This window comes from Gluconobacter sp. ESL1110 (genome assembly GCF_058107395.1).
This window is the reverse complement of sequence record NZ_JBYLUK010000007.1, coordinates 111789-138479: the sequence shown is the minus strand read 5'-3', so window position 1 is coordinate 138479 and position 26691 is coordinate 111789. Positions and strand designations below refer to the sequence as shown.

The following is a 26691-nucleotide window of genomic DNA, read 5'->3' as shown; positions in this document are numbered from 1 at the left end:
ATCAGTCCTTTCCAAAGCCGGACTGGTTGTAGCCGCGCTGACCGTCCACGACATTGACCTTGTCACCTTCCAGCACATCGGCTGGCGGGTTGGAAATGATGCGGTCCGCCGGTGAGATGCCGGTCTGGATCTCGGTCGAGGTGTCTGCCATGCGACCGACCGTCACGTTCCGGTAATGCACGCGGTTGCTCTCATCCACGACAGCAACCTGCATCCCTTTTTCCTGGAAAACGAGCGCGCTTGTCGGGATTTCGTACAGATGGGCGTCTTCGTTGTGAGACTTCAGGGCAGCAGAGGCGAAGGTGCCGGGCCACAGGACTTCGTCCTTGTTCTCAAGCGTGAACTCGGCAACGGCGGTGCGGGTGTTGGGGTCAAAGCCGCGTGACGTCGTCAGATATTTGGCTTCGAAGGTGCGGCCACGATACTGCGGGACGCTGATGGTTGCCGTCAGATCAGGTTGCAGAACATAGGAGAAGGTTTCCGGCACGGAGACGAACAGACGCAGCTTCTGCACATCCGCCACCGTGAAGAGTTCGGATGCGCCACCGGTTGAGTTCAGTCCGCCGCCACCATTGTTAACGTAATCGCCGACGTTGATGTTACGCGCGGTCACAACGCCATCGAACGGAGCCACGATGGTCTTGAACTTCTCAAGAGCTTCGAAGTGATCGACGTTGCGCTGTGCGGCATCGACTTCTGCATGGGCGGACTGTTCGTTCGCGTTGGAAACCGAGACGGACTGCCCCGAGACGGACTGGGACCGCCCCATGGCGCGCCAGCGCTCTGCCGTGACGGTAGCGAGGTGGTACTTCGCCATCACGGAATCCAGATCCGCCTTGGCCTGTGCATACTGTGCATCAAGGGCGGGGGCATTGATCTCAGCCAGAGCATCACCGGCTTTTACATGTGCGCCGTAGTCCTTGTACCACATCTTCACGTAGCCGGAGACCTGCGGATAGATCGGTGCCTGATACCAGGCGTCAATCGTGCCGGGCAGCGTCAGGGCGACCTTTTCCGGGGACTGCTTGGGAGTGATGACGGCAACGTTCGGGATCGCGCCGGCTTCGGTGTCAGCCTTCAGTTCCGTTGCCGCATGGGTTTTTTCAACAACGATGAAGCCCACGTAAAGCGCGAGAACGCAGCTTCCCGCAATGGCGAAGATTTTCGGAGAGCTGGCCATTAGACAGTTTCCTTCTGACGCGAGGAACGGTTGTGGAGGATGGCGTAAACGCAGGGGACAAAGAGGAGGGTCGAGATCGTCGCGACCAGCAGGCCGCCGATGACGGCCTTGCCAAGCGGTGCGTTCGTGGAGTTCGAAATCGCCATCGGGATCATGCCGACAATCATGGCGAGGGCCGTCATGAGCACCGGACGGATACGGCCAAAGCCGGCTTCCAGCGCGGCCTTGAGGGCATCACCATGGATTTCAAGTCGTTCACGGGCGAACGAAACTACGAGGATAGAGTTGGCGGTGGCCGTTCCCATGCACATGATGGCGCCGGTGAGGGCCGGAACCGACAGACGTGTGCCCGTCAGGAACAGAGCCCAGGCAATGCCGCCCAGAGCACCCGGCAGAGCCGTGATGATGATGAACGGGTCAAGCCAGGACTGAAAATTCACGACGATCAACAGATAGATCAGCACCACGGAGATGCAGAGGCCGAAGACAAGCTGGGAATAGGCACCATGCATGGTGGTGGCCTGTCCATGGACGTCGATTTCAGCCGAGCGCGGGACGTTATGTGCGTCGTTCGCCAGGACTTTCTTCACGCCGTCCAGAACGGAGCCCATGTCCGTGCCTTCGACGTTCACATAGATGTCCATCTCGGACATCGAGTTGTAGTGAGAAACTTCGCCCGGTGTCCCAGCGGCCACCACATCGGCAACAGCACCGAGAAGCTGTGGGTCGATGTTCTCGGGATTCCCTTCACCTTTATCCACAGGAATGGTCAGAAGATCGCTCAGATGCGTCATCTGGTCCTGTGACGTGTAGAGGTTCAGCGGGAATGTGACGTTGTCTTCCGGGTCCAGCCAGAACTGCGGGTCCACTACGGCGGAGCCTGACAGGGTGTAGAGTTCGTTCTGGGCGATGTCCTGTTCCGTCACGCCGGTCGCCTGACCGAAGGTGCGGTTGCCGTTCACCATCAGGGTTGGCGTGGACATGGTCTGCTGGATGGTCACATCCGCAGCACCCGGAACCTGACGGATCTTGCCGATGACGTGACGCGCATAGTCGTAGTTCTGCATGGCATCCGGACCGGAAATCTGAATGTCGATCGGAGCGGAAGATCCGAAGTTCAGAATTTTCTGGGTCAGATCAGCAGGCTGGAAGGTGAAGACGGTGCCAGGGAAGCGCTGTGACAGATCCTTGCGGAGCAGCTTGCGATAATCCCAGACAGGCGAGGCTTCGTTCTTCAGAGCAATCGTCAGGTCGCAGTCCTGCGTTCCGACGCTGGGTGTCGGCATGAAGGCCTGGTTGTGCGGGCCTTCTGGCAGGCCGCAATCCGAGATGATGCTTTCAACCTTGCCGGGCAGATCCTGATGGATGCGATCATCCACAAGAGCTGCAATCCGGCCCGCAACTTCGATACGCGTGCCCAGAGGTGCACGCATGTGCATCTGAAGGGTCCCGGATTTGACTTCCGGGAAGAAGTCACGGCCCGCGAAGGCATAGAGTCCTGTTGAGGCGATGGAAATCAGCAGGAAGATGCCAACGAACGCGCCACGGCGGCCGATGCAGCGTTCCAGAAGCGTGCCATAGCCATCACGGAAGCGGTTGAAGCGGGCTTCGAAACCTGCCTGGAAGCGTCCGAAGAAGCCTTTCGGTTCCGGGTGGCCGTGATCGGTTTCACCGTGCGCGCCATGATGAACCTGCCCGGCCAGAAGATACTTGGCCATGGTGGGCACAAGCGTACGGGACAGGATGAAGGACGCGATCATCGCGAAGATGATGGCTTCTGCCATCGGCATGAACAGGTAGCCCGACACGCCGTCCAGCTCGAAGAGCGGCAGCCAGACAATGCAGATGCAGGTTGTGGATACGAAGGTCGGGATGACGATCTGGTTGGCCGCATCAATGATGGCGAGTTCCAGATCTTTGCCCATTTCAAGGTGGGTATCGATGTTCTCGATCATGACGGTAGCGTCATCCACGAGAATGCCGACAGCCAGCGCGAGACCACCCAGTGTCATCACGTTGATGGACTGACCTGCCCATCCCAGCCCGATGAGCGCACACAGAATGGCCAGTGGGATGGAGGTTGCGATGATGACGGTCGAACGCCAGGAGCCGAGGAACAGCAGGACCACAATACCGGTCAGGAACGCGGCGGTGATCATTTCCTGCACGACGTCTTTGATCTGGTCTTTCACCATCACAGAGGCGTCTTCGAGGATCGAGACATGCACATCAGGCGGCAGGATTCTGCGCAGACGCGGGAGGAGCGCCTTGGTCGCGGCTACAACGTCCAGAGTGGAGGCCGTGCCACCTTTCTGGGTAATGACTTCCACGGCCTGACGGCCCTTCACCAGCACCAGGTTCGTTTGAGGGTGACCGCCACGATAGACGTCCGCCACGTCCCGCACATAGATGACTGCATTGCCAACCCGTTTGACCGGGATATTGGCGATGTCTTCCATGCTCTGCGGGGCGGCGTTGGTCTGCACCATCCAGTCGGTCGCGTCGATCTTCTGGTCACCGGCGGGCAGAACGATGTTCTGCTTGCGCAGGGCAGCCTGCACGTCCGCAGCAGCCAGATGATGAGCCCGGAGTTCCGCCTGGTTCATGGAGACCATGACAAAACTGTCCATGCCACCATTCGGGTGAGCCACGACGGCACCCGGAACAGTTGCGAGCAGTGGACGAACCGTAATTACGCCGAGTTTGAACAGATCTGAAGGTGTCTGTTTGTCAGACGTAATCTGCAGGGCAATGACGGGGACCTGAGACGGGTTCAGGGCCATGATCATTGGCGCTGGCACCATCGGCGGAAGGCCAAGAAGCACCGTTTGGGAAATTGCTGTCACTTCTGCTTCGGCGTCCCCGATGGGCGTGCCGGGCTGGAAGTAGATGTCTACAATCGAACGACCATAATAGGAGTTGGACTCCATATGCTCGATATTCTGGACTGTCGTCGTGACAGCCAGCTCGAAGTTGTAGGTAATACGGCCAGCAAATTCCTGTGGCAGAAGACCTGGATAGGTCCAGACCGCTGCGACGACCGGAATCTTGATGTTGGGGAATACGTCCGTTGGCGTCCTGAGGATCGAGAGGATGCCAAGCATCACAATCAGAATCGACAGGACGACGAACGTTAAGGGTCGTCTTAGCGCGGTGACAACAATGGCATTCATTGGTTGGCGCGTCCTGATGCGGTTTAGGTAGATGCGCCGATATACACATTATGTTGTAGAACTGGATTTAAACTCCCATTTAATACAGAGATTTAATTAAATGCAGTTTTAATATGTTGTTTTCTGTTTAGAATTCTGTGTATTTTTTAATGAATATATATTTATTAAAAACAATTTTATTGTTTTTCGGAAAGGAATGTTCTGGATTTTTACTTCTTCTTATTGGGGACATGAAAAAGCCCGCCCCTCGCAATGAGGAACGGGTTTTTCAGAACCGTCAGATAAAAGCGGAGAAGGATTAGCCTTCAGCCTTTTCCTCTGTCACTTCCGGGGCTGTCTTTGCAGGCTCCGCGATCGGGAGACGCGGTGCGGCGCCATCCGTAATCATTTCGAGCTGGCCTGTGATCTGGCCACCGTCTTCAACCTGCAGGCGACGGCACTTTGCCTTACCAATCAGACGGCCGCTGCCACGGATTGTGAGGCTGCCATTGACGGTCAGGGTGCCGTCAATCGTGCCAGCCACTTCCGCATCTTCAACTTCAATTGCGCCGCGGAAAACGCCGCCCTGTGCAACAACGACTTCAGCCGCTTGGATCATGCTGGACTCGACAGTCCCTTCAACGACCAGACGCTCGGCATCCTGAACCGAACCCTGAACGCTGATGCCGCGGCCAACGACCAGCGTGCGACGCTCTGGGCCCGTCTGGCGCGGAGCGCCCGGTACACCTGCTGCACCCGGACGAGGTGCTGCGGCCGGCGTTGCGCCCGGCAGATTGTTCGGGGATGGCGGTGCCGGGAAAGGGGTACGACCCATGGAGGCGGGGTCCTTCTGCTGATTGGGCTGGGGGCTGGCGGTTCCGGATCCGGACGCAGGAGTGGTCTGGCTGGAAGCATCCGGCCGGCTGGGAAAGATGGGCTGCCCGGCGAGCTGACTGGTCTCGGCAGGCTTTGCGTCTTCTTCCGGTTTGCGTCTTCTGAACAAGGAAACCCCGCTACGGATCTGGAAAAAACAATGACTCTGTCTCGGTCGCCCTCTGGCAGCCCTGCGAATGCAGACGCGATCAGGAGCGGCCTCTGACAAGGCTTACACGGTCACGCCCCGGACGGACAACCCGCGCTTTCAGCTAAATGTCATAATCTGACATGCACTCAACAGCAGAGGGGGCCATCCGGGGTGTTGGCGTGCCCTAAGAGGGCCCCTATGATCGTGTTGATTTCATGGCGCAGATGGCGTCCTGAACGATTTTCTGCCTTTTTGTGAACTCTGGAGCCTTGATGTCCGCCCCCAAGCACGACCTTCTCTGCATCGGTAACGCCATTGTCGATGTTCTTGCTTCCGTTGATCCGACGGTTATTGCCGATCTCGGTGCCACTCCCGGCAGCATGACCCTGATTGACGCGGCAACGGCACAGGCCATTGAAAACCGGATTGCTGTCGAGCGTGTGGCTGGTGGTGGTTCCGGCGCCAACACGGCTGTGGTTGCGGCACGCATGGGCGCAAAAGTGTCTTATCTCGGCAAGGTTGCTGAAGATCAGGCCGGAACCCATTTTGCACAGGATATCCGCGATCAGGGCCTGACTTTTCCGTCCCAGCCGCTGGCTGCGTCTGAAGACATTCCGACCGCGCGGTGTATTGTTCTCGTAACGCCCGACGGGCAGCGCACCATGTTCACCTATCTCGGGGCCTGCACGGAATTTACACCGGCAGACGTGCATGAAGACACGGTTGCGGATGCCGCCATCACCTACATGGAAGGTTATCTGTACGACAAGCCGCACGCGCAGGCTGCTTTCGAGCATGCCGCTACGCTGGCGCGAAAGGCTGGTCGTAAGGTTGCACTGACTCTGTCAGACACGTTCTGTGTCGGTCGTCATCACGCGGCTTTCCGTGGTCTTGTCGCCGGTCACGTCGATATTCTCTTTGCCAACGAAGCCGAGCTTCTGGCGTTGTACGAAACGACGGATTTTGAGGACGCTCTCCGGCAGGTTACCGCAGAAACCCAGCTCGCTGTCGTCACGCGGAGTGAAAAGGGTGCTGTCGTCATCAGCAAGGGCGAGCGTCACGATGTTCCGACGACGCCGGTCAAGGTTGTGGATACGACGGGTGCTGGTGACGCGTTTGCCGCGGGTTTCCTCGCAGGTCTGAGCAAGAAGCATGATCTTGTGACGTGTGCGAAGCTCGGCAATCAGGCGGCCGGCGCGATCATCACGCGTTTTGGCGCGCGCCCTCAGGAAGATTTTGCCCTGCGCGCCTGATTGGCCACGATCCGGGAGCGTCCTTCTCCCGGATCACTTTGTTGCTGATGTGTCAGAGATGTTTCTGGGCAAGGCCAGACTGGCCAACCTCCTGAAGATAGGCCCAGAGAGCGTCGAGCTCGGTTTCCGAAATTGTACTTTCGGGGAATGCTTCCATATGCTCGCTCGGCCATTTCCGAACCTGTTTCGGGTTGCGGACGATGGCGCGTAGTCCCTTGGGTGTAATGTACTCCGTAACCGGAACAGGGCGCCCAAGGTCCGGGCCCATCGTGCCCTCACCAACGCCCATCAATTGATGGCAGGGCAGGCAGTTTTCTGCAAAGACAACTTGCCCCTGCGCTGCTGCAGGATTGGTCGCAGGAGGTAATTCATTGCTGGATGAGGGGGAAATGGCCGCAAGCTGATCGACCCACTGTTCCTGCTTGATGATACCAACGTCTTCTCCCGTCCAGACCAGAGCAAAAGGCCCCAGATCGTGGCCATGCGGATGGCGCTTCGGCCATTCCTTGTCCTCGATGGCGATCCACGCCGTGACGTGATGCTTGCGGGCCTGCTCAAAGACGCTGCGGGGAATCTCCGCCGTAAAAAGGTCCGTGGCCTGAAAAGCCAGTGCATCCTCCTGATGAATCAGAGCAGAAAGTGGAATTGCGGGGACGTCTGGGCCGAGAGGCTGTTTGATGTGGGAAAGATCGAGTCTCTGGATTTCCGGGCGGTGCAGAAGCTCTTCGACGCTGAACTTGTGAACAGTCTCGCCATCCTTGACGCTGAGAACCGAGGTAGGGTCAGCCCAGGCGGGCGATGCTATCAGGCCTGCAAGAACCAGAAGGCGCCTGAAAAGGTGTCGTCCGTTCATGTTTGATGCCACGCGTCAAAATCTCCCGCCCATTCAGAGGTTTATTTCTCCAGTATCATAATGATATCGCAACATGGCGGGTAAACAGCAAAAAAGGTCTCAGTCCGATGTCTTAAAGGTCCGACCAGCCGATCTGGCGCACGCTCTCCCGTGTGAAAGCATCCCGAACCCCGGAATCAAGAAGGGCTGCCAGTTCTCCTTCCTGATCGTAGGTGGGCATGAAGCGGTGCATCATGGCGTTTTGGGCTGTGGCAGGGTGGAAATAGATCTCGCTGACACCGTCCGGCAATTTCGGGATTAGGGAGCGGATGCGGTCCGGCGTCATATGGCCAGACCAGCGTAGCCCGAAGCACCAGTCATTTGTCTTGAGACCCGCCTTTCGGATCTGATGACGAAGCACGCCGATCCACCGACGCAGGGCACGATCACTGAATCTGTCTTTGGCACCCACTGGCTCAGGCGGCTCAAAAGGGGAGCGAACGGCTCTGAGGCCGTGACTGAGGCCTGACTCGATCAGGAAGCGTCCTACAGTGGGGTGTAGATGCATATGCTTGTGTGCGTTCGCATGATCCAGCGGAAGGCCTGTCCGGGCAAAAACGCGGTACTGCGCTTCGATTTCACGGCGGATGGCGCTTCGGGCATGGGGACTGAAGAAATATTCGACACCCAGTCGAAGCTGATCGCTACCAAACCAGCCCTGTTCGTCCGTAATGGCCGGAAGGTCGAGTACGGATTTCCCTTCGATCGCGACAACATGCAGTCCTACCCGCAGATCGGGCATGGACTTGGCTCTACGGATCGCGTCAGCCGCGGCATCTCCGGCCACCATCAGGCTTGCCGTCGAAAGAACACCTTTGCGATGCGCAGCCTCGATGGCTTCGTTGACTTCCAGGCTCATGCCGAAATCATCGGCGGAAACAATAGCGCGACGGGTCATGATGACGTTCCGGAACAGGGGGCAAAAGTCATGAAAAAAGGGGCATGGCCGCCAAGCCATGCCCCTTCCGAGAAAACGAGGCCGTCAGGAACGGTCTCAGGCTGCGTGACGGTCCTTGAGGAACTGGAAGAATTCCACACCCTCGCGCAGACGGCGCTTCATCATCTGCGGGCTGCGGATCATCTCGTTCAGGATGGAAGCGATCTTGGAACCGCGGAAATAGAACTTCCGGTAGAACTCCTCGACGCTTTCAAAGATTTCCGTGTGCGACAGGTGCGGGTAATGCAGGGGGGCGATCTGCACGCCGTTCTCGTCGATCAGCTCCGCGGCATCAACGTTCAGCCAGCCATTTTCAGTCGCTTCCTTGTGCAGGGCCGTGCCCGGATAAGGAGCCGCCAGGGAAACCTGTAGCGTGTGTGGGTTGATTTCCTTGGCGAAGGCGATGGTTTCCTGAATGGTTTCCTTCGTTTCGCCCGGCAGACCAACAATGAACGTGCCGTGGATCTTGATGCCCAGCTTATGGCAGTTCTTCGTGAACTCCTTGGCGACTTCGACGCGCATGCCCTTCTTGATGTTGTGAAGGATCTGTTGGTTGCCGCTCTCATAGCCCACGAGAAGCAAACGCAGGCCGTTTTCCTTCATGACCTTCAGGGTCTCGTAAGGAACGTTCGCCTTGGCATTGCAGGACCAGGTGACGCCCAGCTTGCCCATCTCGCGGGCAATGGCTTCTGCGCGGGGCAGGTCGTCCGTGAAGGTATCATCATCGAACATGAATTCCTGCACTTCCGGGAAGTACTGCTTGGCGAGACGGATCTCGGCAGCAACATGTTCCGGGCTGCGCGTGCGGTAGCGATGGCCACCAACCGTCTGCGGCCACAGGCAGAACGTGCAGCGGGATTTGCAGCCACGGCCTGTGTAGATGGAAATGTACGGGTGCTTCAGGTAGCCGATGAAGTAGTCGTTGATGTTCAGGTCACGCTTGTAGACTTCCGTCACGAACGGAAGGCTGTCCATGTCCTCGATCATCGCGCGGTCCTTATTCGCGATGATCTCCCCCTCGGCATTGCGCCAGGTGATACCGTCCACTTCTGCAAGTGGTTTGCCTTCAGCGATTTCCTTGATCGTGAAGTCGAACTCGTTGCGGGCCACGAAGTCGATCGGGCCACCCTGCTTCATGCTTTCTTCCGGCTGAACGGCAACTTTGGCGCCGACCATGCCGATCATGATCTTCGGGTTGGCGTCCTTGATCATCTGCGCCACGCGCACGTCGGATGCAAAGGACGGCGTAGATGTGTGCATGATCACGAGGTCGCGGTTCTTTACGTCCTCAAGAATCGGGTCCATGCCCATTTTCGCCGGAGGAGCGTCAATCAGGCGGGAGCCGGGCACCAGAGCAGCAGGCTGCGCCAGCCATGTCGGAAACCAGAAGGACTTGATTTCACGCTTGGCCTGATAACGGGAGCCTGCACCACCATCGAAGCCGTCGAAGGAAGGAGGCTGGAGAAAAAGGGTTCTCATCATGATCGGACACTCCTGTGGGTGGTGGCGCCAGACTGGAACGCTGTGGCGCTCGCCGAAGATTTGCGTTTTCTTCGAGCGATATGGACCGTTCTGCCGCGCCATGCAACGCGTGACCCTCTGGCACTGCCCACCATGATGGCTGCGGAAAGCCAGTCACGAACAGCAAGAAAGGGAATTGCGGCAGGGAGAGGACACTCTGTCGCACGGTCGATAATCCGACTTCCAAGGGCGCGAATGGCCCATGTCAGCCCTAGCAGCAGCCAGGTCCACCATGTGTTGGGACGAAAGAGAACGGCTGTGACGGCCCAGAACAGCGGAAGCTGAATCGAGGACAGGCCATAGCCGACAGGTTCGACATTCTTGACGGTTCTACCCCAGCGCAGCTCGTGAGAGAGCAGTTCGCTCAGGGTGTGCTCGCCAACAGTCGTATGGGTGAGAGACGGAGCAATGGCGATAGTCTCGCCCCTTTGACGGACAAGCTGGCCAAGCTCGGCATCGTCTGCCACGTGATCAACCAGTGCTTCAAGTCCGCCAATTTCGGTCAGGGTTTGGCGTGTCAGAGCCATGGTAGCGCCGAGACAGTCCTGACGACCCAGCAGGCGTGACATCATTACGCCTGGCAGGAAATTATGGTTGATCTGGCAGGCCCCGAGTTGCTGAACCAGTGTTCCAGCTGCCGTGCGTCCTGCATAAAGAGTTGTCACCAGACCTGTTTCTGGCTTCTCGAGACTTTCGACAACATGCTTCAGATAGGTCGGGGCACAATGAATGTCAGAGTCTGAAATGACCAGAACGTCATGCTGCGCCTCATCGTACATATTGATGAGATTGCTGATTTTCCGGTTGGGACCGTGTTCCGCAGCATTGACGACGATGCTGACAGGGATCTGAGGGTAGACCTGACGCAGGTTTTCAACGACGGCAAGAGCTGTATCCGATGGATCATGAACACCGAACACGATCTGGAAAGCGGGATAATCCTGCTGAAAGACGCTTTCCAGCGCGTCTTTCAGTAAGGGCTCATTACCGTGTAAGGGCTTGAGAACCGTAACGGATGGCCACTGCCTGTCAGACAGGCGAACAGACTCGTCTGCCCGGCGTTCCCGGCTCCGAAAACGCGCAAGAAGCAGAGCACCTGTCAGGGCCTGTATGTTGCCAGCTATTGAAACAAGACTGCAAAGGCCAGCGGCAATGGAGAGAGGAGAAGGCACGGCGGTCTCTTATCTCCCCTGCATATCAACAGGGAAGAACGGTCCTGCCTGGTTGGCGTCAGTCATGCAGGAACTGTGTTGTTTTCTGGTCGAGCATATCTGCAAGTCCCTTGGCGCCCCCCTTTGACAGGGTGCCACCGAAGTCGGCGCGCTGGGCTGCAACCTGACTGATGTGGGCATCAAGCAGGATATCCGTGACGCGCCAGCCGGAGGCACCGCTGGTCATGATGTAATCAATGGGTGTGCCATTGTCTGCGCTGGCACCAATCGTTGTATCTACAATCTGGCCGCCTGTAGGGTTGGAGCGGGTTTGCGGCTTGATGACGAAAACCGCATTGCTGCCCGGTTTGAAAGACGATGCATATCGCGCGATTGTGAACTGACGGAAGGAACCCAGCAGGCGCGAGCGGTCATCCGGACTTAGATTGTTGTACCGAATACCCACCGAGCGACGCAGGATAGCTTCGAGGTCGAAGGCCCGATCAATGGCCGGGGCAATCATTGTCGCACGCTGCTGAGCTGTCTTTCCCGTCGTCTGGGCGGATTTCAGCGCGTCATAAAGACCCTGGATTGGGGCAATGGCGGAAGCCGTATTCGGGGCTTCTGCCGCGGCAGTCTGAGCGTGTGCTGCTGTCACAGGGGGAACTGCCAGAAGGCAGGCCGTGAGAAGGGACAGAGTCGCTGTCTGAGCAAATCGGGAATTCATGGTCATGCTTTCGTCCTCTGAGACGTTTTGTGCAAGAGGTCATGCTCCTGCTGCACGGTAACAACCGCCAGATGCATAAATCGTTCTGTGATCGAATGGCCACATCACTACATAGAATTGCAACCAACGACATTGAGGCCCACATGACAATGAGGCTATAGCCAGTCAATCAAGAGTCCGACGCGCCCTTCCGGTGCCGGTTATCCCAGACCGACATTGCCAGGGCCTTCCGGGCCTCATTCAGATGTGTAAGGCCTCCGGCGTGCTGTCATGGCGCATTTTCCCGGAAGCCAAAACCAGAGGATTATAATGGCCGTTCCTTTGATGCAGGCTGTCCGAGTCGGGCGGTACGTTGTCAAGCAGCACCTCACGGGCCGCAAGCGATATCCGCTGGTCCTGATGCTCGAACCGCTGTTCCGCTGCAACCTCGCATGCGCGGGTTGTGGTAAGATCGACTACCCGGCACAGATCCTGAACCAGCGTATGAGCCTTCAGGAATGCCTGGATGCCGATACGGAAGCAGGTGCACCAGTCATTGCCGTTGCAGGTGGCGAACCCCTTCTGCACAAGGAAATGCCGCAGATCATCAAGGGTCTGATTGCGCGCAAGAAGTACGTCTATCTCTGCACAAACGGTCTTCTCCTTGAGAAGAAGCTCGATGATTACGAGCCTTCCCACTTCTTCTCCTGGGACGTGCATCTGGACGGCGACAAGCTGATGCATGACTCGTCCGTCTGTCAGGATGGCGTGTTTGAGAAGGCAACGGCAGCAATCCGGGCCGCCAAAGCTCGCGGCTTCCGCGTCTCCATCAACTGCACAGTGTTCGATGGCGCTGTTCCTGAGCGTCTGGCTGCATTCTTTGATGAAGTCATGGCGCTTGGCGTTGACGGCATCATGACCGCTCCGGGATATGCTTACGAGCGCGCTCCGGACCAGGCACACTTCCTCAACCGTCAGAAGACAAAGCAGCTTTTCCGTGACGTTTTCCGTCTGGGTAAGGGCAAGAAGTGGCGCTTTACGCAGTCGCCACTGTTCCTGAACTTCCTGGCTGGCAACGAGAACTACCACTGCACGCCATGGGGCAAACCACTCCGCACCGTGTTTGGCTGGCAGCGTCCGTGCTATCTGTTGGGTGAAGGCTATGCCAAGACCTTCAAGGAGCTGATGGACGATACCGAGTGGGATAAGTATGGCACTGGTGCATATGAGAAATGCGCTGACTGCATGGTTCACTCCGGCTACGAATCCACAGCCGTCATGGATGCCGTCCGTCGTCCCTGGCACATCGCCAAGGTCGCCCTGTTCGGACCTGAAACCGAAAAGCCGATGGTCCCGGAAATCTCGCTCGCCAATCAGCGTCCAGCCGAATACGGCTATGAGGCTCAGGTAGCGCAGCAGATGGAAAAGATCTCGACAGGTGGAAAGCCTGCCCGTGGGCCTCGTGTACGCGTCAACGGTCGTGCAGCGGCCAATTCTGTTCCAGCGGCTGCGGATGCCGCTGACTAAATCAGTTTTTTCTGATCATGACAGACACAAAAACCGGCCTTCAGGGGCCGGTTTTTTTGTGTCCCGCTCATTAGTCGCATGAATATCATGGTGTCCGGCATCAGTCCTGACTATCATCACGGTCTCATTACTCTGGCCGGATCATGTTGACCCCCATTTTTGTTATTTGCCTGCTCATTCTCCTGAATGCTGTTTTTGCCATGGGAGAGCTGGCCCTTATTTCAGCCAAACGTCCAAGGCTGGAAGTTCTTGCAAAGCAGGGCGTACGCGGAGCCCCGGCAGCGTTAAGACTTGCGGATGATCCGCACGCTTTCCTTCCAACGGTCCAGATCGGCATGACGCTGGTCTCCATTCTGGAAGGAACATTCGGCGGCAGCCAGATCGAAGCCAATATCCGGGATTGGATTGCAACCGTCCCGACGCTTCATCCTTTTGCGGGTGAACTCTCGATCGTGTTGGTCGTCGCGACCATTACTTTTGCCATGCTGGTCTTTGGCGAACTCGTGCCCAAGCAGATTGCTCTTCAGCAACCTGAGCTGATCGCGTCCCGTCTGTCCTGGCTGCTTGTCGTGGTCGCTCGTGTGGCTCAGCCCGTTGTTTGGTTGCTGAGTGGGACGTCTTCACTTGTGCTGCGTCTTTTGCGCGTCGGTCCATTGACTCGTGCGGCTGTGACGGAAGAAGAACTACGCGCCGTACTGGCAGAAGGCGCCCGTGCAGGCGTTCTGGAAACAGATGAGCAGGCCATGATCGAGCGTCTGCTCCGATTGGCTGATCGTCCTGTTCGCGCCATCATGACGCCGCGTAACGAGCTGTTCTGGGTTGATCGTCACGCGGATCAGGAAACCCTGGTGCGTAAGCTCAGACAGTCTTCCTATGCCCGGATCGTGGTGTGCGAAGGGGATGTCGATCATCCGGTGGGCGTTATCCTTGCCAAGGACATCATGGACCGCCTGCTTCTGGGGATGTCTGTTTCCATTGAAGCCGCGTTGCGTGAACCACCGGTTATTCCAGACAGTCTGAGCGCACAGGATATGATCGAGCGCATGCGTGGTGTGAACCTCGGCATTACGTTCGTGCTGGATGAATATGGCTCGTTTGAAGGGATCGTTACGCCGTCAGACGTGTTCGAGGCAATCGTCGGCGAAGAAAAGGCGGAAGGTGGTTCTTCGGAACTTCAGGCTGCTGAAGGAAGCGATGAATACGTGTTTGACGGGTTCATGCCAGCAGATGAGTTACGGTCTCGCCTGGACCTGCCTGAGCTTCCGGGAGGAGGTAGTTATCACACGCTTGGCGGTGTGATTCTGGCCTTGCTGAGACGTGTACCGGCCAAGGGGGACAAGGTGGCTTTCGAAGGATGGTTGTTCGAAGTCATGGATATGGAGCGCCGCCGTGTCGCAAAAGTTAAGGTCAGTCGCCAGGTGCTTGCAGAAAACTGACTTTTGCGCGTTAGGCGCGGCTGACGAAAAGTGAATGACGTTTCGAGGGTTTATCGGCATAACTTCCCATGCTGCCGTAGCCCTGTGGAGATTCCGAAGGGAGAGGGTCGGTGAGCAGCTCGATCAGACGCTTCTGCGTTTTGATGGCGCGCTGAAGCAGATCCCCGTTCTGTTTGCTCAGGTTCAACATTGTTTCCAGAAGTATGCGATGTTCGGGAGAAATGGCCGTCTCGGCAAACACGCACATATCCTGAGATGAGGCAGCTTCAATAGCGTCTCCCAAAGCCGAGGCAGCACTTTTTTTGTCCGATGTCAGGAGTAGGGCTTCAGGAATACGGCCTTGGGACAGGCAGGCATTCTCCGCTTCCAGAATGGAGACGAGTTTTTCCATGGCCGAAATGATAAGCATGCTCATTTCTGTTCCTGCATAGCCAGCATCTGACGATTGATGGCATCCGTCAGGCCGATGCCGCCATTGTTTTCCATCTGTTTGGCGATCTGTTCCACCATCATGGGCCGAAACTGCTTTTCACCTGCTCCACCGCTGAACATGTTCTGACTGTCATCATCTGTCTGGAACATGGGTTGAAGCATCTGATTAATGGTCATGGATTCGAAGTCCTGAGCCGCTTTCATGGTCTTTGCAGTGTCAGGGGCGGTGTTGTGCAAGGCGTAACCCTGTGTGGACGTTGGGATAGATGAAACGGTCATCAACGCATCTCCAGTTCTGCCTGCAGGGCGCCATCAGCCTTGATGGCCTGCAGAATACTGATCATGTCACGTGGTCCTACTCCCAAGGCATTTAGCCCTGAGACCAGTTCTCGGAGTGTCGCTCCGCCCTGCATGACGGCCAGATGATTGTTCTTGCCAGTGTCGACCTTCACGTTCGTTCGAGGAACCACGGCAGTCTGCCCATTGGAAAATGGTCCAGGTTGTGAAACCTGAGGGGTTTCCGTGATCTGAACGGTCAGGTTTCCCTGTGCCACGGCGACCGTACTGATGCGCACGTCTGCGCCCATGATGATGGTCCCGCTCGCCTCATCCACAATGACTTTCGCTGGATTGTCCGGCGTTACCAAAAGGTCTCCGATACGCGAAAGGGTCGAAACGGGGTCATGTGTGCTGAGATCCAGCAGGACGGTGCGCGGATCCTGGACAACAGCAATTGGCCCTAATGCACGATTGATAACGGCAGCTATTCTGCTTGCTGTTGTCAGATCAGGATTGCGTAAACTGAGATGCAGATTCTGCCGATGACTCAGATCGAAAGGGACTTCGCGTTCCACGACCGCACCATTGGCAATATGACCACTGGTCGGCACATTGCGTGTGATGGATGCTGCGGCTCCACGAGCACTGAACGCATTGGTTGCCAGGCTACCTTGAGCAACAGCGTACACTTCTCCATCTGCTGCCATGAGAGGCGTGACAAGAAGGGTGCCGCCCGTCAGAGACGAGGAGTCGCCTGCTGCGGATACCGTGACATCAATCCGGTTTCCGCCATGGGCAAAAGCTGGAAGGTCGGCAGTGACCATGACCGCCGCCACATCATGCGTTTGAAGCTGGGTTTCCTGATCCCTGATGTTCACGCCCAGACGGTTGAGCATTGAAATCAAGGTTTCTCGTGTGAAAATTGAATTTGTAAGCCTGTCTCCGGTGCCGTTGAGGCCAACGACCAGTCCGTAGCCGATAAGCTGGTTGGTTCGTACGCCCTCCATGTCTGTGATGTCCTTGATGCGAACGGTGGCCGCTAGCGTCATGCTGGGCATAAGCAAAGCAAAGGCACACAAAAGCGCAGTCAATCGCCGGGTACAGGAGAGAAGAAGGGAGAGAAAAGGCATGAAAGTTCAGTGAAATCCTGACGGGTAGAGCTGCCTCAAACAGCCTTCGGCCCTCAGAATGGCGCGGGATCGTAAAGAAACCCCTAACATGAGCGCAGAATTCTGCGCTTGGCGCGAAAGCTGAAAAGGATCTTCGGGGTTGGCGAAACGGCCTGCGATGGCTATAAGCCGCGCGTTATCGCCTACGGCTCTCGATCGGACGTTGGCGGACTAGCAGGGATTGGATGCGCATGATTACGCTGCCGCCGGATTATACCCCTTCCGACGAAGAAGAATTCATGAACCCCCTTCAGGTGGAGTACTTCAGGCAGAAGCTTCTGCGCTGGCGTGCTGACCTGTTGAAGGAAGCTGACGGAACGCTCGCCAGCCTTTCAGAAGGTGGTATTCATGAATCCGATATTACCGACCGTGCCAGTGTTGAGACGGATCGTGCTTTTGAGCTGCGAACGCGTGACCGCGCCCGCAAGCTGATTTCCAAGATCAATATGGCCCTTCAGCGTGTTGAAGACGGGAGCTACGGGTTCTGCGAAGAAACAGGCGAGCCAATTGGTCTCAAGCGTCTGGAAGCCCGCCCGATTGCAACGCTTTCCATCGATGCCCAGGAACGTCATGAACGTATGGAAAAGGTGCATCGCGACGATTAAGGGGGTTGCACTGGGCGCGCTGAGAGGATACGAAGCGCGCCAAGGCAACGGAATGCTGCTGTAGCTCAGTGGTAGAGCACTCCCTTGGTAAGGGAGAGGTCGCGAGTTCAATCCTCGCCAGCAGCACCAGCTAAATCTCCCGATATAAATTATCTTGCCCTTAGAGTGATCTGGGCCAAGTAGTATGACCCTCGATCGTCTGTCACAGGCAGACGATGCGTAGGATCGTGTCGATATTGAAGCGGATGCGCTCTGCCTGTGCAGATTCGGACATCAGATCCCGTTCAAAAATAATAGAACCGGTATATTGGTTGGTGAAGTAGTAGTAGCTCACCGCTGCAATGGTGATGTTAAGCTGTACCGGGTCAATTCCGGAGCGAAAAATCCCTTCAGCGACGCCGCGTTTGAGAATGGTATCGACGAGTCCTACAAAACGACGACTGACGATCTTGATGGGTTCGGATGTTTTGAGATGACGGGCCTGAGCCAGATTTTCGCTGTTTACCAATGAAATGAATTCTGGATTCTGGATGTAATAATTCCAGGTAAAGCGGACGAGTCTTTCAAGCGCTTCTCGTGGATCCAGGCTGTCCAGTTCCAGTTTTTTTTCGGATTCTCGAATATCGAAATAGGCGTTTTCCAGGACTGTCTGGAAGAGCTTCTCCTTGCTTTCAAAGTAATGATAAATCATGCGTTTGTTGGCATTGGCCTCCAGTGCAATCGCATCGACACGCGCGCCTTCAAGCCCATTGCGTGCAAATTCTTTTTTAGCGGCATCAAGAATACGGCCCTTGGTTGCTTCGGCATCCCGGATACGAGGGCGGGAGGGCTGTGTGTCGGAGGGCTGTGCACTCAACGGGGTGTCTCGCTTTTTCTGGAACGGACCGGAAGTTTTCCCGCTTTATGGCGAGAAATGACCAATCGTCAAAACATCACACAAAATATCACATTAAAAAGAGATTTTAATATCACTATAACGTGATTTATGAGATTTTCTGTTTCGCGCTACCAAAGTAACCAATCGGTGCAGAGGGGCATTTTCCGTCGAGGAAACGAGAAGGAGAAGTTTCTAAGGGTAAGATTGAGGGAACATTCCAAGCTGCGCTGCTTTCTTTTGAAGAGGCGTTCCGGAATGTCATCAGTCAATAGAATGCCCCTTTTGAAGCCGTTGGTGTGAATGTGGTCTGGTCAAAATCTTTAGCGATAAAGATTCAAGTGCCGACCCGCTCTTCACGCAGGAAACTGAAACGGCGATGTGCCTGCACAGCCGCCAGAAAGACAGGGAGAAGCCGTCCATGAACAAGATGGCGCAGAAACTGGCTCCATCCGGAGTTGCTCGTGACTTTGGGTTCTTCATCGATGGTGAGTGGCGCCACGGACGTGAAATGTTCGAGCGCAAGTCTCCCAGTCATGATGTTATTGTCACACGGATTGCTCGCTGCACGGAAGATGATCTGAATGATGCGGTAGCCGCGGCGCGGTGTGCATTTGAAAACGGAACATGGGCTGGTCTGGCAAGTTCGGAACGCAGCGCGATTCTGTTGAAAACGGCCGAGCTTCTCAAGCAGCGTCGCGATGATATCGCCTTCTGGGAAGTGCTCGAGAACGGCAAGCCGATTTCTCAGGCCAAGGCCGAGATCGACAACTGTATTTCCTGTTTCGAGATGGCTGCCGGTGCCGCGCGTCTTCTGCACGGCGACAGCTTCAACAATCTGGGCGAGAGCCTGTTCGGAATGGTTCTGCGCGAGCCCGTGGGTGTCGTTGGCCTCATCACGCCCTGGAACTTCCCGTTCATGATTCTGTGTGAGCGCGTGCCGTTCATTCTGGCATCGGGCTGCACGGTCGTCGTGAAGCCAGCGGAAGTGACCAGTGCCACCACGCTGATGCTCGCCGATATTCTGACGGAAGCGGGCCTGCCAAAGGGCGTCTATAACGTCGTAACCGGCACGGGCAAAAGCGTTGGTCAGGCCCTGACGCAGCATCCGGATGTGGATATGCTGTCCTTCACTGGCTCCACGGGTGTTGGCCGGTCCTGCATTCATGCCTCTGCGGACAGCAATCTCAAGAAGCTTGGCCTGGAACTTGGTGGCAAGAACCCGATCGTCGTCTTTGCCGACAGCGATCTGGAAGATGCGGCCGATGCCGTGGCGTTCGGGATCAGCTTCAACACCGGGCAGTGCTGCGTTTCGTCCAGCCGTTTGATCGTTGAAGACTCCGTGGCCGACAAGTTTGAGAAGCTTGTGGTTGCCAAGATGGAAAAGATCCGCGTGGGCGACCCGTTCGACCCGGAAACGCAGATTGGCGCCATTACGACGGATGCTCAGAACAAGACCATTCTTGATTACATCGAGAAGGGTAAGGCCGAAGGCGCGCGTGTTCTTTGTGGCGGTAACAAGGTCGATCTGGGCCGTGGGCAGTACATCGCGCCGACGCTCTTCACGAACGTAAAGCCGGATATGTCCATTGCGACGGACGAGATCTTTGGTCCGGTGCTGTCGGTCTTCCGGTTCAGCACTCTTGAGGAAGCGATCTCCCTAGCCAATGACACGGTTTATGGGCTGGCGGCATCTGTCTGGACGAAGGATATCAGCAAGGCGCTGAAGGTGACGCGCAAGGTTCAGGCCGGGCGCTTCTGGGTCAATACGATCATGGCTGGTGGCCCCGAGATGCCGCTGGGTGGTTTCAAGCAGTCCGGTTGGGGCCGTGAAGCGGGCATGTATGGGGTGGAAGAATACACCCAGATCAAGTCCGTTCACGTCGATCTCGGTAAACGGACGCACTGGATCTCCTGATATGACTGGTTTCGATTACGTTATCGTTGGTGGCGGTTCGGCAGGATGTGTTCTTGCTGCCCGTCTCTCCCGAAACCCGGCGGTGCGCGTCTGCCTGATCGAAGCAGGTAAACGTGATACCAATCCACTCATTCACATGCCGGTTGGTTTTGCGAAAATGACGACAGGTCCCCTGACATGGGGGCTTGTCACCACGCCGCAGGAACATGCCAATAACCGCCAGATTCCGTATGTGCAGGCACGCGTTCTGGGTGGTGGGTCCTCCATCAATGCCGAGGTCTTCACGCGAGGTCATCCGTCCGATTTCGATCGGTGGGAAGAGGAAGGTGCGGACGGCTGGGGATTCAAAAACATCCAGAAGTACTTCATTCGCTCTGAAGGAAATTCCATTCTTGCCGGGTCATGGCACGGAACGGATGGTCCACTCGGCGTGTCGAACCTGGATTGCCCGAACCCCGTCAGCTGCGCCTTCGTGCAAAGCTGTCAGGAAATCGGGATTCCTTATAACCCGGACTTTAACGGTTCAGTTCAGCAGGGTGCTGGCATTTACCAGCTCACGGTTCGCAACAACCGTCGCTGCTCTACAGCCGTTGGCTATCTGCGCCCGGCTATGAAGCGGAAGAACCTGACGGTCATTACGGGCGCGATGGTCCTGAAGATTGTCTTTGAAGGCAAGCGGGCTGTTGGCGTGCAGTATGTGGCCGACAAGCAGGTTCGTATTGCGCGAGCGGATCAGGAGGTGTTGGTGACGTCCGGTGCAATCGGAACACCAAAGCTGATGATGCTGTCTGGTGTTGGTCCGGCTGCACATCTGAAAGAACACGGAATTCCCGTTGTTCATGATCTGCCGGGTGTGGGTCAGAACCTGCAGGACCACTTTGGTGTCGATATCGTCGCTGAACTGAAAGGCCATGACAGTTTTGACAAGTACAACCAGTTCAAGTGGATGATGTGGGCTGGCCTGCAGTACTCGCTGTTTAATAGTGGCCCTGTGACGTCCAACGTCGTGGAAGGCGGAGCTTTCTGGTACGGCGATCCGGCTGCAAGTTGCCCTGATCTTCAGTTCCACTTTCTGGCGGGAGCGGGTGCGGAAGCGGGTGTGGCCTCGGTGTCGAAAGGAATGTCCGGCATCACACTCAACAGCTATACGCTTCGTCCGAAAGCACGTGGGTCTGTCACGTTGCGTTCGTCTGACCCTCGGGAAGCGCCGATTGTGGACCCGAACTTCCTTGGACATCCGGATGACCTGCGGACGACGGCAGAAGGCGTTCGCCTGAGCTACGAAATGTTCGGAAGTCATTCGCTCCAGAAATACATCGGCAAGGTCTGCCTGCCAGAAGGTGGTGGCCGTACGATCAAGGCTTATGAGGACTATGCCCGTCAGCAGGGGCGTACGTCTTACCATCCCACCTGCACCTGCAAGATGGGACGGGACGAAATGGCCGTTGTTGACCCGCGGCTGCATGTGCATGGACTGGAAGGTCTTCGGATTTGTGACAGTTCGATCATGCCTTCTCTGATCGGGTCTAACACGAATGCGACAACCGTTATGATCGGCGAGCGGGCTGCGGATTTCATTCTGGGGAATGCCTGAAGCCGATGTTTTTCAGGCGTCTCCTCGCAGAACGCATATTTCAGACAACTATAAGTAACTAACAAGATGGTTATAGCGGATTGAGAGCAATGACCAAGACCAGAACCGCAGCAGAAGCCGTCAGTCTCATCAAGGACGGAGCCACCATCGCAATCAACGCTTCGTCTGGCCTGCTGTGCCCCGATGATGTTCTTAAGGCTCTCGGCGAGCGCTTTGAAAAAGAAGCCGTACCGAAAAACCTCACGACCATTCATCCGATTGCAACGGGCGACATGTTCGGAACCAAGGGCGTGGATCACATCGCGCAGCCCGGTATGATCCGGAAGATCATTGGTGGGTCTTATCCGTCTGGTCCGAGCAATGCGGAGCCGCCGCTCATCTGGCAGCGCATTCTGGCCGAGGACGTTGCCGCCTATAATCTTCCGTCTGGCGTCATTTTCGACATGCTGCGGGAGGGGGCAGCCCTGCGCCCCGGCGTGTTGACGAAAGTTGGTCTCGATACGTTTGTGGACCCGAAGCGGGAAGGTGGTGCGATGAATGACTCTGCACGCACCAACCCCATCGTGCGCCACATGGATTTCGAGGGTGAAGACTGGTTGTATTTCCCTGCGCTCAAGCCAGACGTTGCCATCATTCGCGCTTCAACAGCGGACGAAAATGGCAATCTGACGTTCGAGCAGGAAGGCGCCACGCTGGGGGCCATGGAAATGGCTCTGGCGGCTCATAACAATGGTGGACTGGTCATCGCGCAGGTTCGCCGCGTGGCAGAACAGGGCACGCTGAAGCCGCATGATGTCAAAGTCCCAGGTATTCTTGTGGATGTTGTTGTGGAAGCCCCGGATCAGTTGCAGACGACTGCTACGCCTTATGATCCAGTGATTTCCGGCGAAATTTTTCGGCCTCTGTCGTCGTTCGCCATTCCGGATTTCAATCCGGGCAAGGTGATTGCGCGACGTGTGGCGCAGGAGTTGAAGGATGGCTGGGCGGTCAATATCGGCTTCGGGATTTCCGCCAATGTCCCGCGGATTCTTTTGGAAGAAGGCCTGCATGGCAGCGTGACATGGGTCATCGAACAGGGACCGGTGGGCGGCGTTCCGCTACTGGATTTCAAGTTCGGCTGCGCCAGTAACGCCGAGGCCTTCGTCGCTTCTCCCCATCAGTTCAGCTACTTTCAGGCGGGCGGTTTTGACTGCTCCCTGCTGTCTTTCCTTGAGATCGGGGCTGATGGATCGGTCAACGTCAGCCGCCTTGCTGCCACGCCGCATCGTACGGCAGGGGCTGGCGGGTTCGTGGATATTACGGCACGGGCCAAGCGCATTATCTTCTCGGGCAATTTCAATGCTGGCGCCAAGATGCACATTGAGGATGGCCGGCTTGTGATTGATCGGGAGGGCAAGATTTCCAAGATTGTGCCGGAGGTGGATCAGGTCAGCTTCTCTGGTCGCAGAGCAACCGAAACAGGGCAGGATGTCACCTATGTGACGGAACGCTGTGTTCTCAAGCTTCTGAACGGCGAACTGACGGTCACGGAAATCGCTCCAGGCATCGATCTTCAGAAAGATGTGCTCGATCAGGCGTCTACTCCGCTGAAGGTTTCTCCTGAACTGAAGGAAATGGATGCCGTTCTGTTCAGGGATGCCGTGATGGGGCTTACGCTCTGAACACGCAGCGCCGTCTTTTCCGTGAGTGGAGTCTGAAAGAAGCCATGACAGTCGATGATCGCAGTTTTCTGACGGGTCTGTTCAACGCTGCCATTACGGCTGCTGATGCAGATCTCGTGCTGGCTGCCAACCTGCCGGAACGCCCGAAAGGCAAGACGGTCGTGGTGGGGGCGGGCAAGGGCGCAGCCCAACTCGCCGCTGCTTTCGAACGCGTGTGGGATGGTCCGTTGGAAGGTGTTGTCGTCACCCGTTATGGCTATGGCTACCCTACAGAACAGATCCGCGTTCTGGAGGCTTCCCATCCGGTTCCGGATGAAGCCGGTCTGGCTGCAACGGCGGCTCTGTTTGAGGCCGTGCGTGGATTAGGTCCGGATGATCTGGTTGTCGCTCTGATCTGTGGGGGTGGGTCAGCTTTGCTGCCGTGCCCGCCAGAAGGGTTCACGCTGGAAGACGAGGTAGAACTCAGCCGGGTTCTTCTGTCATCTGGCGCCCCCATTTCTGTCATGAACACCATCCGCAAGCAGTTTTCGGGTATCAAGGGTGGCCGTCTGGCTGCTGCGGCAGCACCTGCGAAAGTGGTGTCACTCGTGGTTTCGGATGTTCCGTTCGATGATCCGGCGCAGGTCGCGTCTGGTCCGACGGTTCCGGATACAAAAACGCGCGAAGATGCTCGCCACATGGCCAAAGCCTGGAAGCTGACTTTGCCGTCTAAGGTTCAGGCATGGCTCGATGGGGAACTCGGGTACGCACCCCGCCCGGAAGATCCGGCGTTTGACGGAAATGAAGTCCGGATCGTGGCGTCGGCTCATTTGTCTCTGGAGGCAGCTGCAGCGGCGTCGCGGAATCTTGGAATTCCAGCCGTTATCCTGTCCGATGCGATTGAGGGGGAGGCACGGGACGTTGGCAAGGTTCACGCGGCGATTGCCCGTGAGGTCAGTATCCGCAATCAGCCTTTTCAGAAGCCGGTCGTCATCCTGTCGGGTGGCGAAACAACGGTGACCCTGCGCGGGCGTGGACGCGGCGGACGCAATACGGAGTTTCTCCTGTCCTTTGCGCTCGCGGCTGAAGGCCTGCCTGTTTCCGCGCTCGCAGCGGATACGGATGGCATTGACGGGTCTGAGGATAATGCCGGGGCCTTTGCAGATGGGGAAAGCATGGGGCGGCTACGGGAACGCGGGATTAACCCGTCCGTCCTGCTGGTGGAAAACGATGCCTATACTGCTTTTGAGGCTTTGGATGATCTGTTTGTTCCAGGTCCTACGGGAACAAACGTCAATGATTTTCGCGCTATTCTGCTGAGGTAGAAAAAGATGGCGAAGTAAAAACTGTTATTGAACGAGAACGAATTCATTCTGGTTATTATGACGATCAAGTTCTTTTGATTTCATAACGCAGAATGGCCTTGAAAACAGATCAGTCAACATACTAACTAACTGGTTAGTTACAAATTAAGGGAATCGGGTTATGTTTCTCAATGAAATTCAGGAGCAGGTTCGCGAGACCACACGGGCCTTCGTGGATGAAGTCATCCGCCCTGCTGCTGAGGCCCTCGACCGTGAAGAGCGTTTTCCGGCCGAAATCTATGAAGAGATGGGCCGTCTGGGCCTGTTCGGTATTGCTGTTCCGGAAGAACTTGGCGGGCCTGGCTTCGATACCCTGACCTATGCCGTCGTGATGGAAGAACTGTCCCGTGGCTACGCCAGCGTTGCCGATCAGTGTGGCCTGGTGGAACTGATTTCCACGCTGCTGGTGCGCCACGGTACGGATGAGCAAAAGGCTCTTCTGCCCGATATTCTCTCCATGAAGCGCAAAGTCGCGTACTGCATCACCGAGCCGGAAGCTGGCACGGATGTCTCCGGTATTCGCACGACTGCAGAACGGGATGGCGACGGCTGGGTCCTGAATGGCGGCAAGATCTGGATCCATAATGCTCCAGTCGCAGATCTTGGGTTCGTTCTGGCCCGCACCGACAAGGAAGCGGGCAACCGTGGCATGTCCATCTTCATCGTGGATCTGCATGCCGAAGGTGTTGAGCGTGGACCGAAGGAACACAAGATGGGCCAGCGCGCCAGCCAGGTCGGCGCGCTTGATTTCAACAATGTGCGCCTGAGATCCAATGCCCTTCTGGGCGAGATGAACCGTGGCTTCCACATGATGATGAGCGTGCTGGACAAGGGACGCGTGGGTATCGCAGCGCTCGCCGTTGGCATTGCACAGGCTGGTCTTGAAGCCGCTGTGGACTATGCCGGAACCCGCAAGCAGTTCGGCAAGCATATCTCTGAGTTCCAGGGCGTTCAGTGGCTTCTGGCCGATATGGCCAAGGACATCGAAGCGGCTCGCCTGCTGGTCCATTCCGCTGCGGTGAAGATCGACAACGGGCAGGACGCCACACGTTCCTGTTCCATGGCGAAGTGCTTTGCTGGTGACATGGCGGTGGCTCGCACCGCCGATGCTGTGCAGGTTTTTGGTGGTTCCGGGTACATCCGTGGCTTCGAAGTTGAGCGCCTGTATCGCGATGCCAAGATCACGCAGATCTACGAAGGTACGAACCAGATTCAGCGCATGATCATCGCGCGTGAACTGCTCAAGAAGGGCGCCCGTGCATGAAACAGGTCGCTCTCGTCACCGGCTCCTCACGCGGGATTGGCCTCGCCGCCGCTGAAGCGCTCGCTAAAGAGGGATTTTCTTTAGCGGTCAATGGACCGGTTGATGATGAAGAACTGCGTGCAGCCGTTGCCCGTCTGGAAGGACTGGGCGCAAAGGTTGCGGCCGCCCCGTTCGACGTCTCCGACATCAGCGCCCATGAGGATGTTCTGGCGCAGATTGAAGACGAACTCGGCCCGTTGACGACGCTGGTGAACAATGCGGGTGTCGGCGTCCTCCAGCGGGGTGACCTGCTGGAGGTGTCCGAAGCAAGCTGGGACCGGTGCCTGACGATCAACGCGAAAGCGGTGTTCTTCCTGTCGCAGGCTTTCGCAAAGCGGCTTCTGGGCCGGGAACGGTCAGCGGATGCGTTCCATTCGATCGTCAATGTCACATCGTCGAACGCGACCGCTGTGGCGGTGCAGCGGTCTGAATACTGTGCGTCAAAGGCTGCGGCGGCCATGGTGTCCAAGGCTCTGGCCGTGCGTCTCGGGATCGAGAATATCGCGGTTTATGACGTTCAGCCCGGCCTGATCGCCACGGATATGACGGCTGCCGTAATCCAGCACTACCGCCAGCGCGCGGAAGAGGGGCTGACCCTGCTTCCCCGTGTTGGAGAGCCCTCGGACATGGGGCGCATCATTGCGGCCCTTGCCACCGGGAAACTGCCTTACACCACAGGCCAGGTCATTTCGGCGGATGCCGGAATGCTTGTGCCGCGCTTCTGAGAAACGGTT

The 26691-nt window shown here is 56.7% G+C and carries 22 protein-coding genes and 1 tRNA gene; 11 read left to right on the top strand and 12 right to left on the bottom strand.

The genetic code is table 11. The features are described 5' to 3' along the window. Position 1: 1 nt before the first annotated feature. The 3 genes from AC3B6F_RS04730 to AC3B6F_RS04720 all read right to left on the bottom strand — a co-directional run bounded on the left by AC3B6F_RS04730 (position 2) and on the right by AC3B6F_RS04720 (position 5335). Complete coding sequence (locus AC3B6F_RS04730; protein ID WP_489823544.1) at positions 2–1180, bottom strand: efflux RND transporter periplasmic adaptor subunit; 1179 nt, start codon at positions 1178–1180, stop codon at positions 2–4. Then, entirely contained in the window at positions 1180–4353 is a 3174-nt protein-coding gene (locus AC3B6F_RS04725) for an efflux RND transporter permease subunit (RefSeq protein ID WP_489823543.1), read from the bottom strand. The genes AC3B6F_RS04730 and AC3B6F_RS04725 overlap by 1 nt, the downstream gene beginning before the upstream one ends. A 298-nt stretch (positions 4354–4651) precedes the next feature. Continuing rightward, positions 4652–5335 (bottom strand): bactofilin family protein, encoded by a 684-nt coding sequence (locus tag AC3B6F_RS04720; protein ID WP_415573040.1) that lies wholly within the window; start codon positions 5333–5335, stop codon positions 4652–4654. 293 nt (positions 5336–5628) lie between these two features. Here AC3B6F_RS04720 and AC3B6F_RS04715 point away from each other — a divergent pair, with 293 nt between their 5' ends. Continuing rightward, positions 5629–6609, top strand: coding sequence for an adenosine kinase (locus AC3B6F_RS04715; RefSeq protein WP_489823542.1), 981 nt, complete (start codon positions 5629–5631; stop codon positions 6607–6609). Positions 6610–6661: 52 nt separating this feature from the next. On the opposite strand, the gene AC3B6F_RS04710 is transcribed toward AC3B6F_RS04715, so the two are convergent. The 5 genes from AC3B6F_RS04710 to AC3B6F_RS04690 form a co-directional block, all read right to left on the bottom strand. Continuing rightward, a complete protein-coding gene (locus AC3B6F_RS04710) occupies positions 6662–7462 on the bottom strand; it encodes a c-type cytochrome (protein ID WP_489823541.1) in 801 nt (266 codons plus the stop codon). Between the two features lie 112 nt (positions 7463–7574). Further along, a complete protein-coding gene (hpnK, locus tag AC3B6F_RS04705; protein ID WP_489823540.1) occupies positions 7575–8399 on the bottom strand; it encodes a hopanoid biosynthesis-associated protein HpnK in 825 nt (274 codons plus the stop codon). 96 nt (positions 8400–8495) lie between these two features. Beyond that, complete coding sequence (hpnJ, locus tag AC3B6F_RS04700) at positions 8496–9920, bottom strand: hopanoid biosynthesis associated radical SAM protein HpnJ (RefSeq protein WP_489823539.1); 1425 nt, start codon at positions 9918–9920, stop codon at positions 8496–8498. Further along, positions 9917–11131 (bottom strand): bacteriohopanetetrol glucosamine biosynthesis glycosyltransferase HpnI, encoded by a 1215-nt coding sequence (gene hpnI / locus AC3B6F_RS04695; protein WP_489823538.1) that lies wholly within the window; start codon positions 11129–11131, stop codon positions 9917–9919. Before hpnI ends, hpnJ begins: the two co-directional genes overlap by 4 nt. A gap of 58 nt (positions 11132–11189) precedes the next feature. Beyond that, positions 11190–11843, bottom strand: coding sequence for an ABC transporter substrate-binding protein (locus AC3B6F_RS04690; protein ID WP_062020919.1), 654 nt, complete (start codon positions 11841–11843; stop codon positions 11190–11192). A gap of 303 nt (positions 11844–12146) precedes the next feature. On the opposite strand from AC3B6F_RS04690, the gene hpnH reads away from it, so the two are divergent. Further along, positions 12147–13343, top strand: coding sequence for an adenosyl-hopene transferase HpnH (gene hpnH, locus AC3B6F_RS04685; RefSeq protein ID WP_010503805.1), 1197 nt, complete (start codon positions 12147–12149; stop codon positions 13341–13343). 143 nt (positions 13344–13486) lie between these two features. Beyond that, complete coding sequence (locus tag AC3B6F_RS04680; protein WP_023944681.1) at positions 13487–14779, top strand: hemolysin family protein; 1293 nt, start codon at positions 13487–13489, stop codon at positions 14777–14779. Between the two features lie 10 nt (positions 14780–14789). Here AC3B6F_RS04680 and AC3B6F_RS04675 read toward each other — a convergent pair whose 3' ends face one another. Genes AC3B6F_RS04675 through AC3B6F_RS04665 form a run of 3 tightly spaced genes read right to left on the bottom strand, consistent with a single transcriptional unit; the run spans position 14790 to position 16620 of the window. Continuing rightward, positions 14790–15194: a hypothetical protein gene (locus tag AC3B6F_RS04675; protein ID WP_061930230.1), complete on the bottom strand. Its 405-nt coding sequence runs from the start codon at positions 15192–15194 to the stop codon at positions 14790–14792. Beyond that, positions 15191–15490 carry a rod-binding protein gene (locus tag AC3B6F_RS04670; protein ID WP_023944683.1) on the bottom strand — a complete coding sequence of 100 codons (300 nt, stop codon included), beginning with the start codon at positions 15488–15490 and terminating at the stop codon, positions 15191–15193. The genes AC3B6F_RS04675 and AC3B6F_RS04670 overlap by 4 nt, the downstream gene beginning before the upstream one ends. Then, the gene (locus AC3B6F_RS04665) at positions 15490–16620 is read right to left on the bottom strand and encodes a flagellar basal body P-ring protein FlgI (protein WP_062020926.1); all 1131 of its coding nucleotides are present in this window, start codon (positions 16618–16620) and stop codon (positions 15490–15492) included. Before AC3B6F_RS04665 ends, AC3B6F_RS04670 begins: the two co-directional genes overlap by 1 nt. A gap of 230 nt (positions 16621–16850) precedes the next feature. On the opposite strand from AC3B6F_RS04665, the gene dksA reads away from it, so the two are divergent. After that, on the top strand, positions 16851–17264 hold the full coding sequence (dksA, locus tag AC3B6F_RS04660) for an RNA polymerase-binding protein DksA (RefSeq protein WP_026017597.1): 414 nt from the start codon (positions 16851–16853) through the stop codon (positions 17262–17264). A 54-nt stretch (positions 17265–17318) separates the two neighbouring features. Next, a tRNA-Thr gene (locus tag AC3B6F_RS04655) sits at positions 17319–17393 on the top strand. 73 nt (positions 17394–17466) lie between these two features. Here AC3B6F_RS04655 and AC3B6F_RS04650 read toward each other — a convergent pair. Then, on the bottom strand, positions 17467–18120 hold the full coding sequence (locus tag AC3B6F_RS04650; protein ID WP_489823537.1) for a TetR/AcrR family transcriptional regulator: 654 nt from the start codon (positions 18118–18120) through the stop codon (positions 17467–17469). 397 nt (positions 18121–18517) lie between these two features. Between AC3B6F_RS04650 and AC3B6F_RS04645 the strand changes: the two genes are divergently transcribed. From AC3B6F_RS04645 to AC3B6F_RS04620, 6 genes are all read left to right on the top strand, one after another. Further along, positions 18518–20056, top strand: a complete 1539-nt coding sequence (locus AC3B6F_RS04645) for an aldehyde dehydrogenase family protein (protein ID WP_489823536.1) — start codon at positions 18518–18520, stop codon at positions 20054–20056. Between the two features lies 1 nt (position 20057). After that, positions 20058–21650, top strand: coding sequence for a GMC family oxidoreductase (locus AC3B6F_RS04640; protein ID WP_489823535.1), 1593 nt, complete (start codon positions 20058–20060; stop codon positions 21648–21650). 89 nt (positions 21651–21739) lie between these two features. Next, entirely contained in the window at positions 21740–23311 is a 1572-nt protein-coding gene (locus AC3B6F_RS04635) for an acyl CoA:acetate/3-ketoacid CoA transferase (protein WP_489823534.1), read from the top strand. Between the two features lie 44 nt (positions 23312–23355). Further along, a complete protein-coding gene (locus tag AC3B6F_RS04630; protein ID WP_489823533.1) occupies positions 23356–24615 on the top strand; it encodes a glycerate kinase type-2 family protein in 1260 nt (419 codons plus the stop codon). A 160-nt stretch (positions 24616–24775) separates the two neighbouring features. Continuing rightward, on the top strand, positions 24776–25918 hold the full coding sequence (locus AC3B6F_RS04625) for an acyl-CoA dehydrogenase family protein (protein ID WP_489823532.1): 1143 nt from the start codon (positions 24776–24778) through the stop codon (positions 25916–25918). Next, positions 25915–26682, top strand: coding sequence for a 3-ketoacyl-ACP reductase (locus AC3B6F_RS04620; protein ID WP_489823531.1), 768 nt, complete (start codon positions 25915–25917; stop codon positions 26680–26682). The genes AC3B6F_RS04625 and AC3B6F_RS04620 overlap by 4 nt, the downstream gene beginning before the upstream one ends. Positions 26683–26691 lie beyond the last annotated feature (9 nt).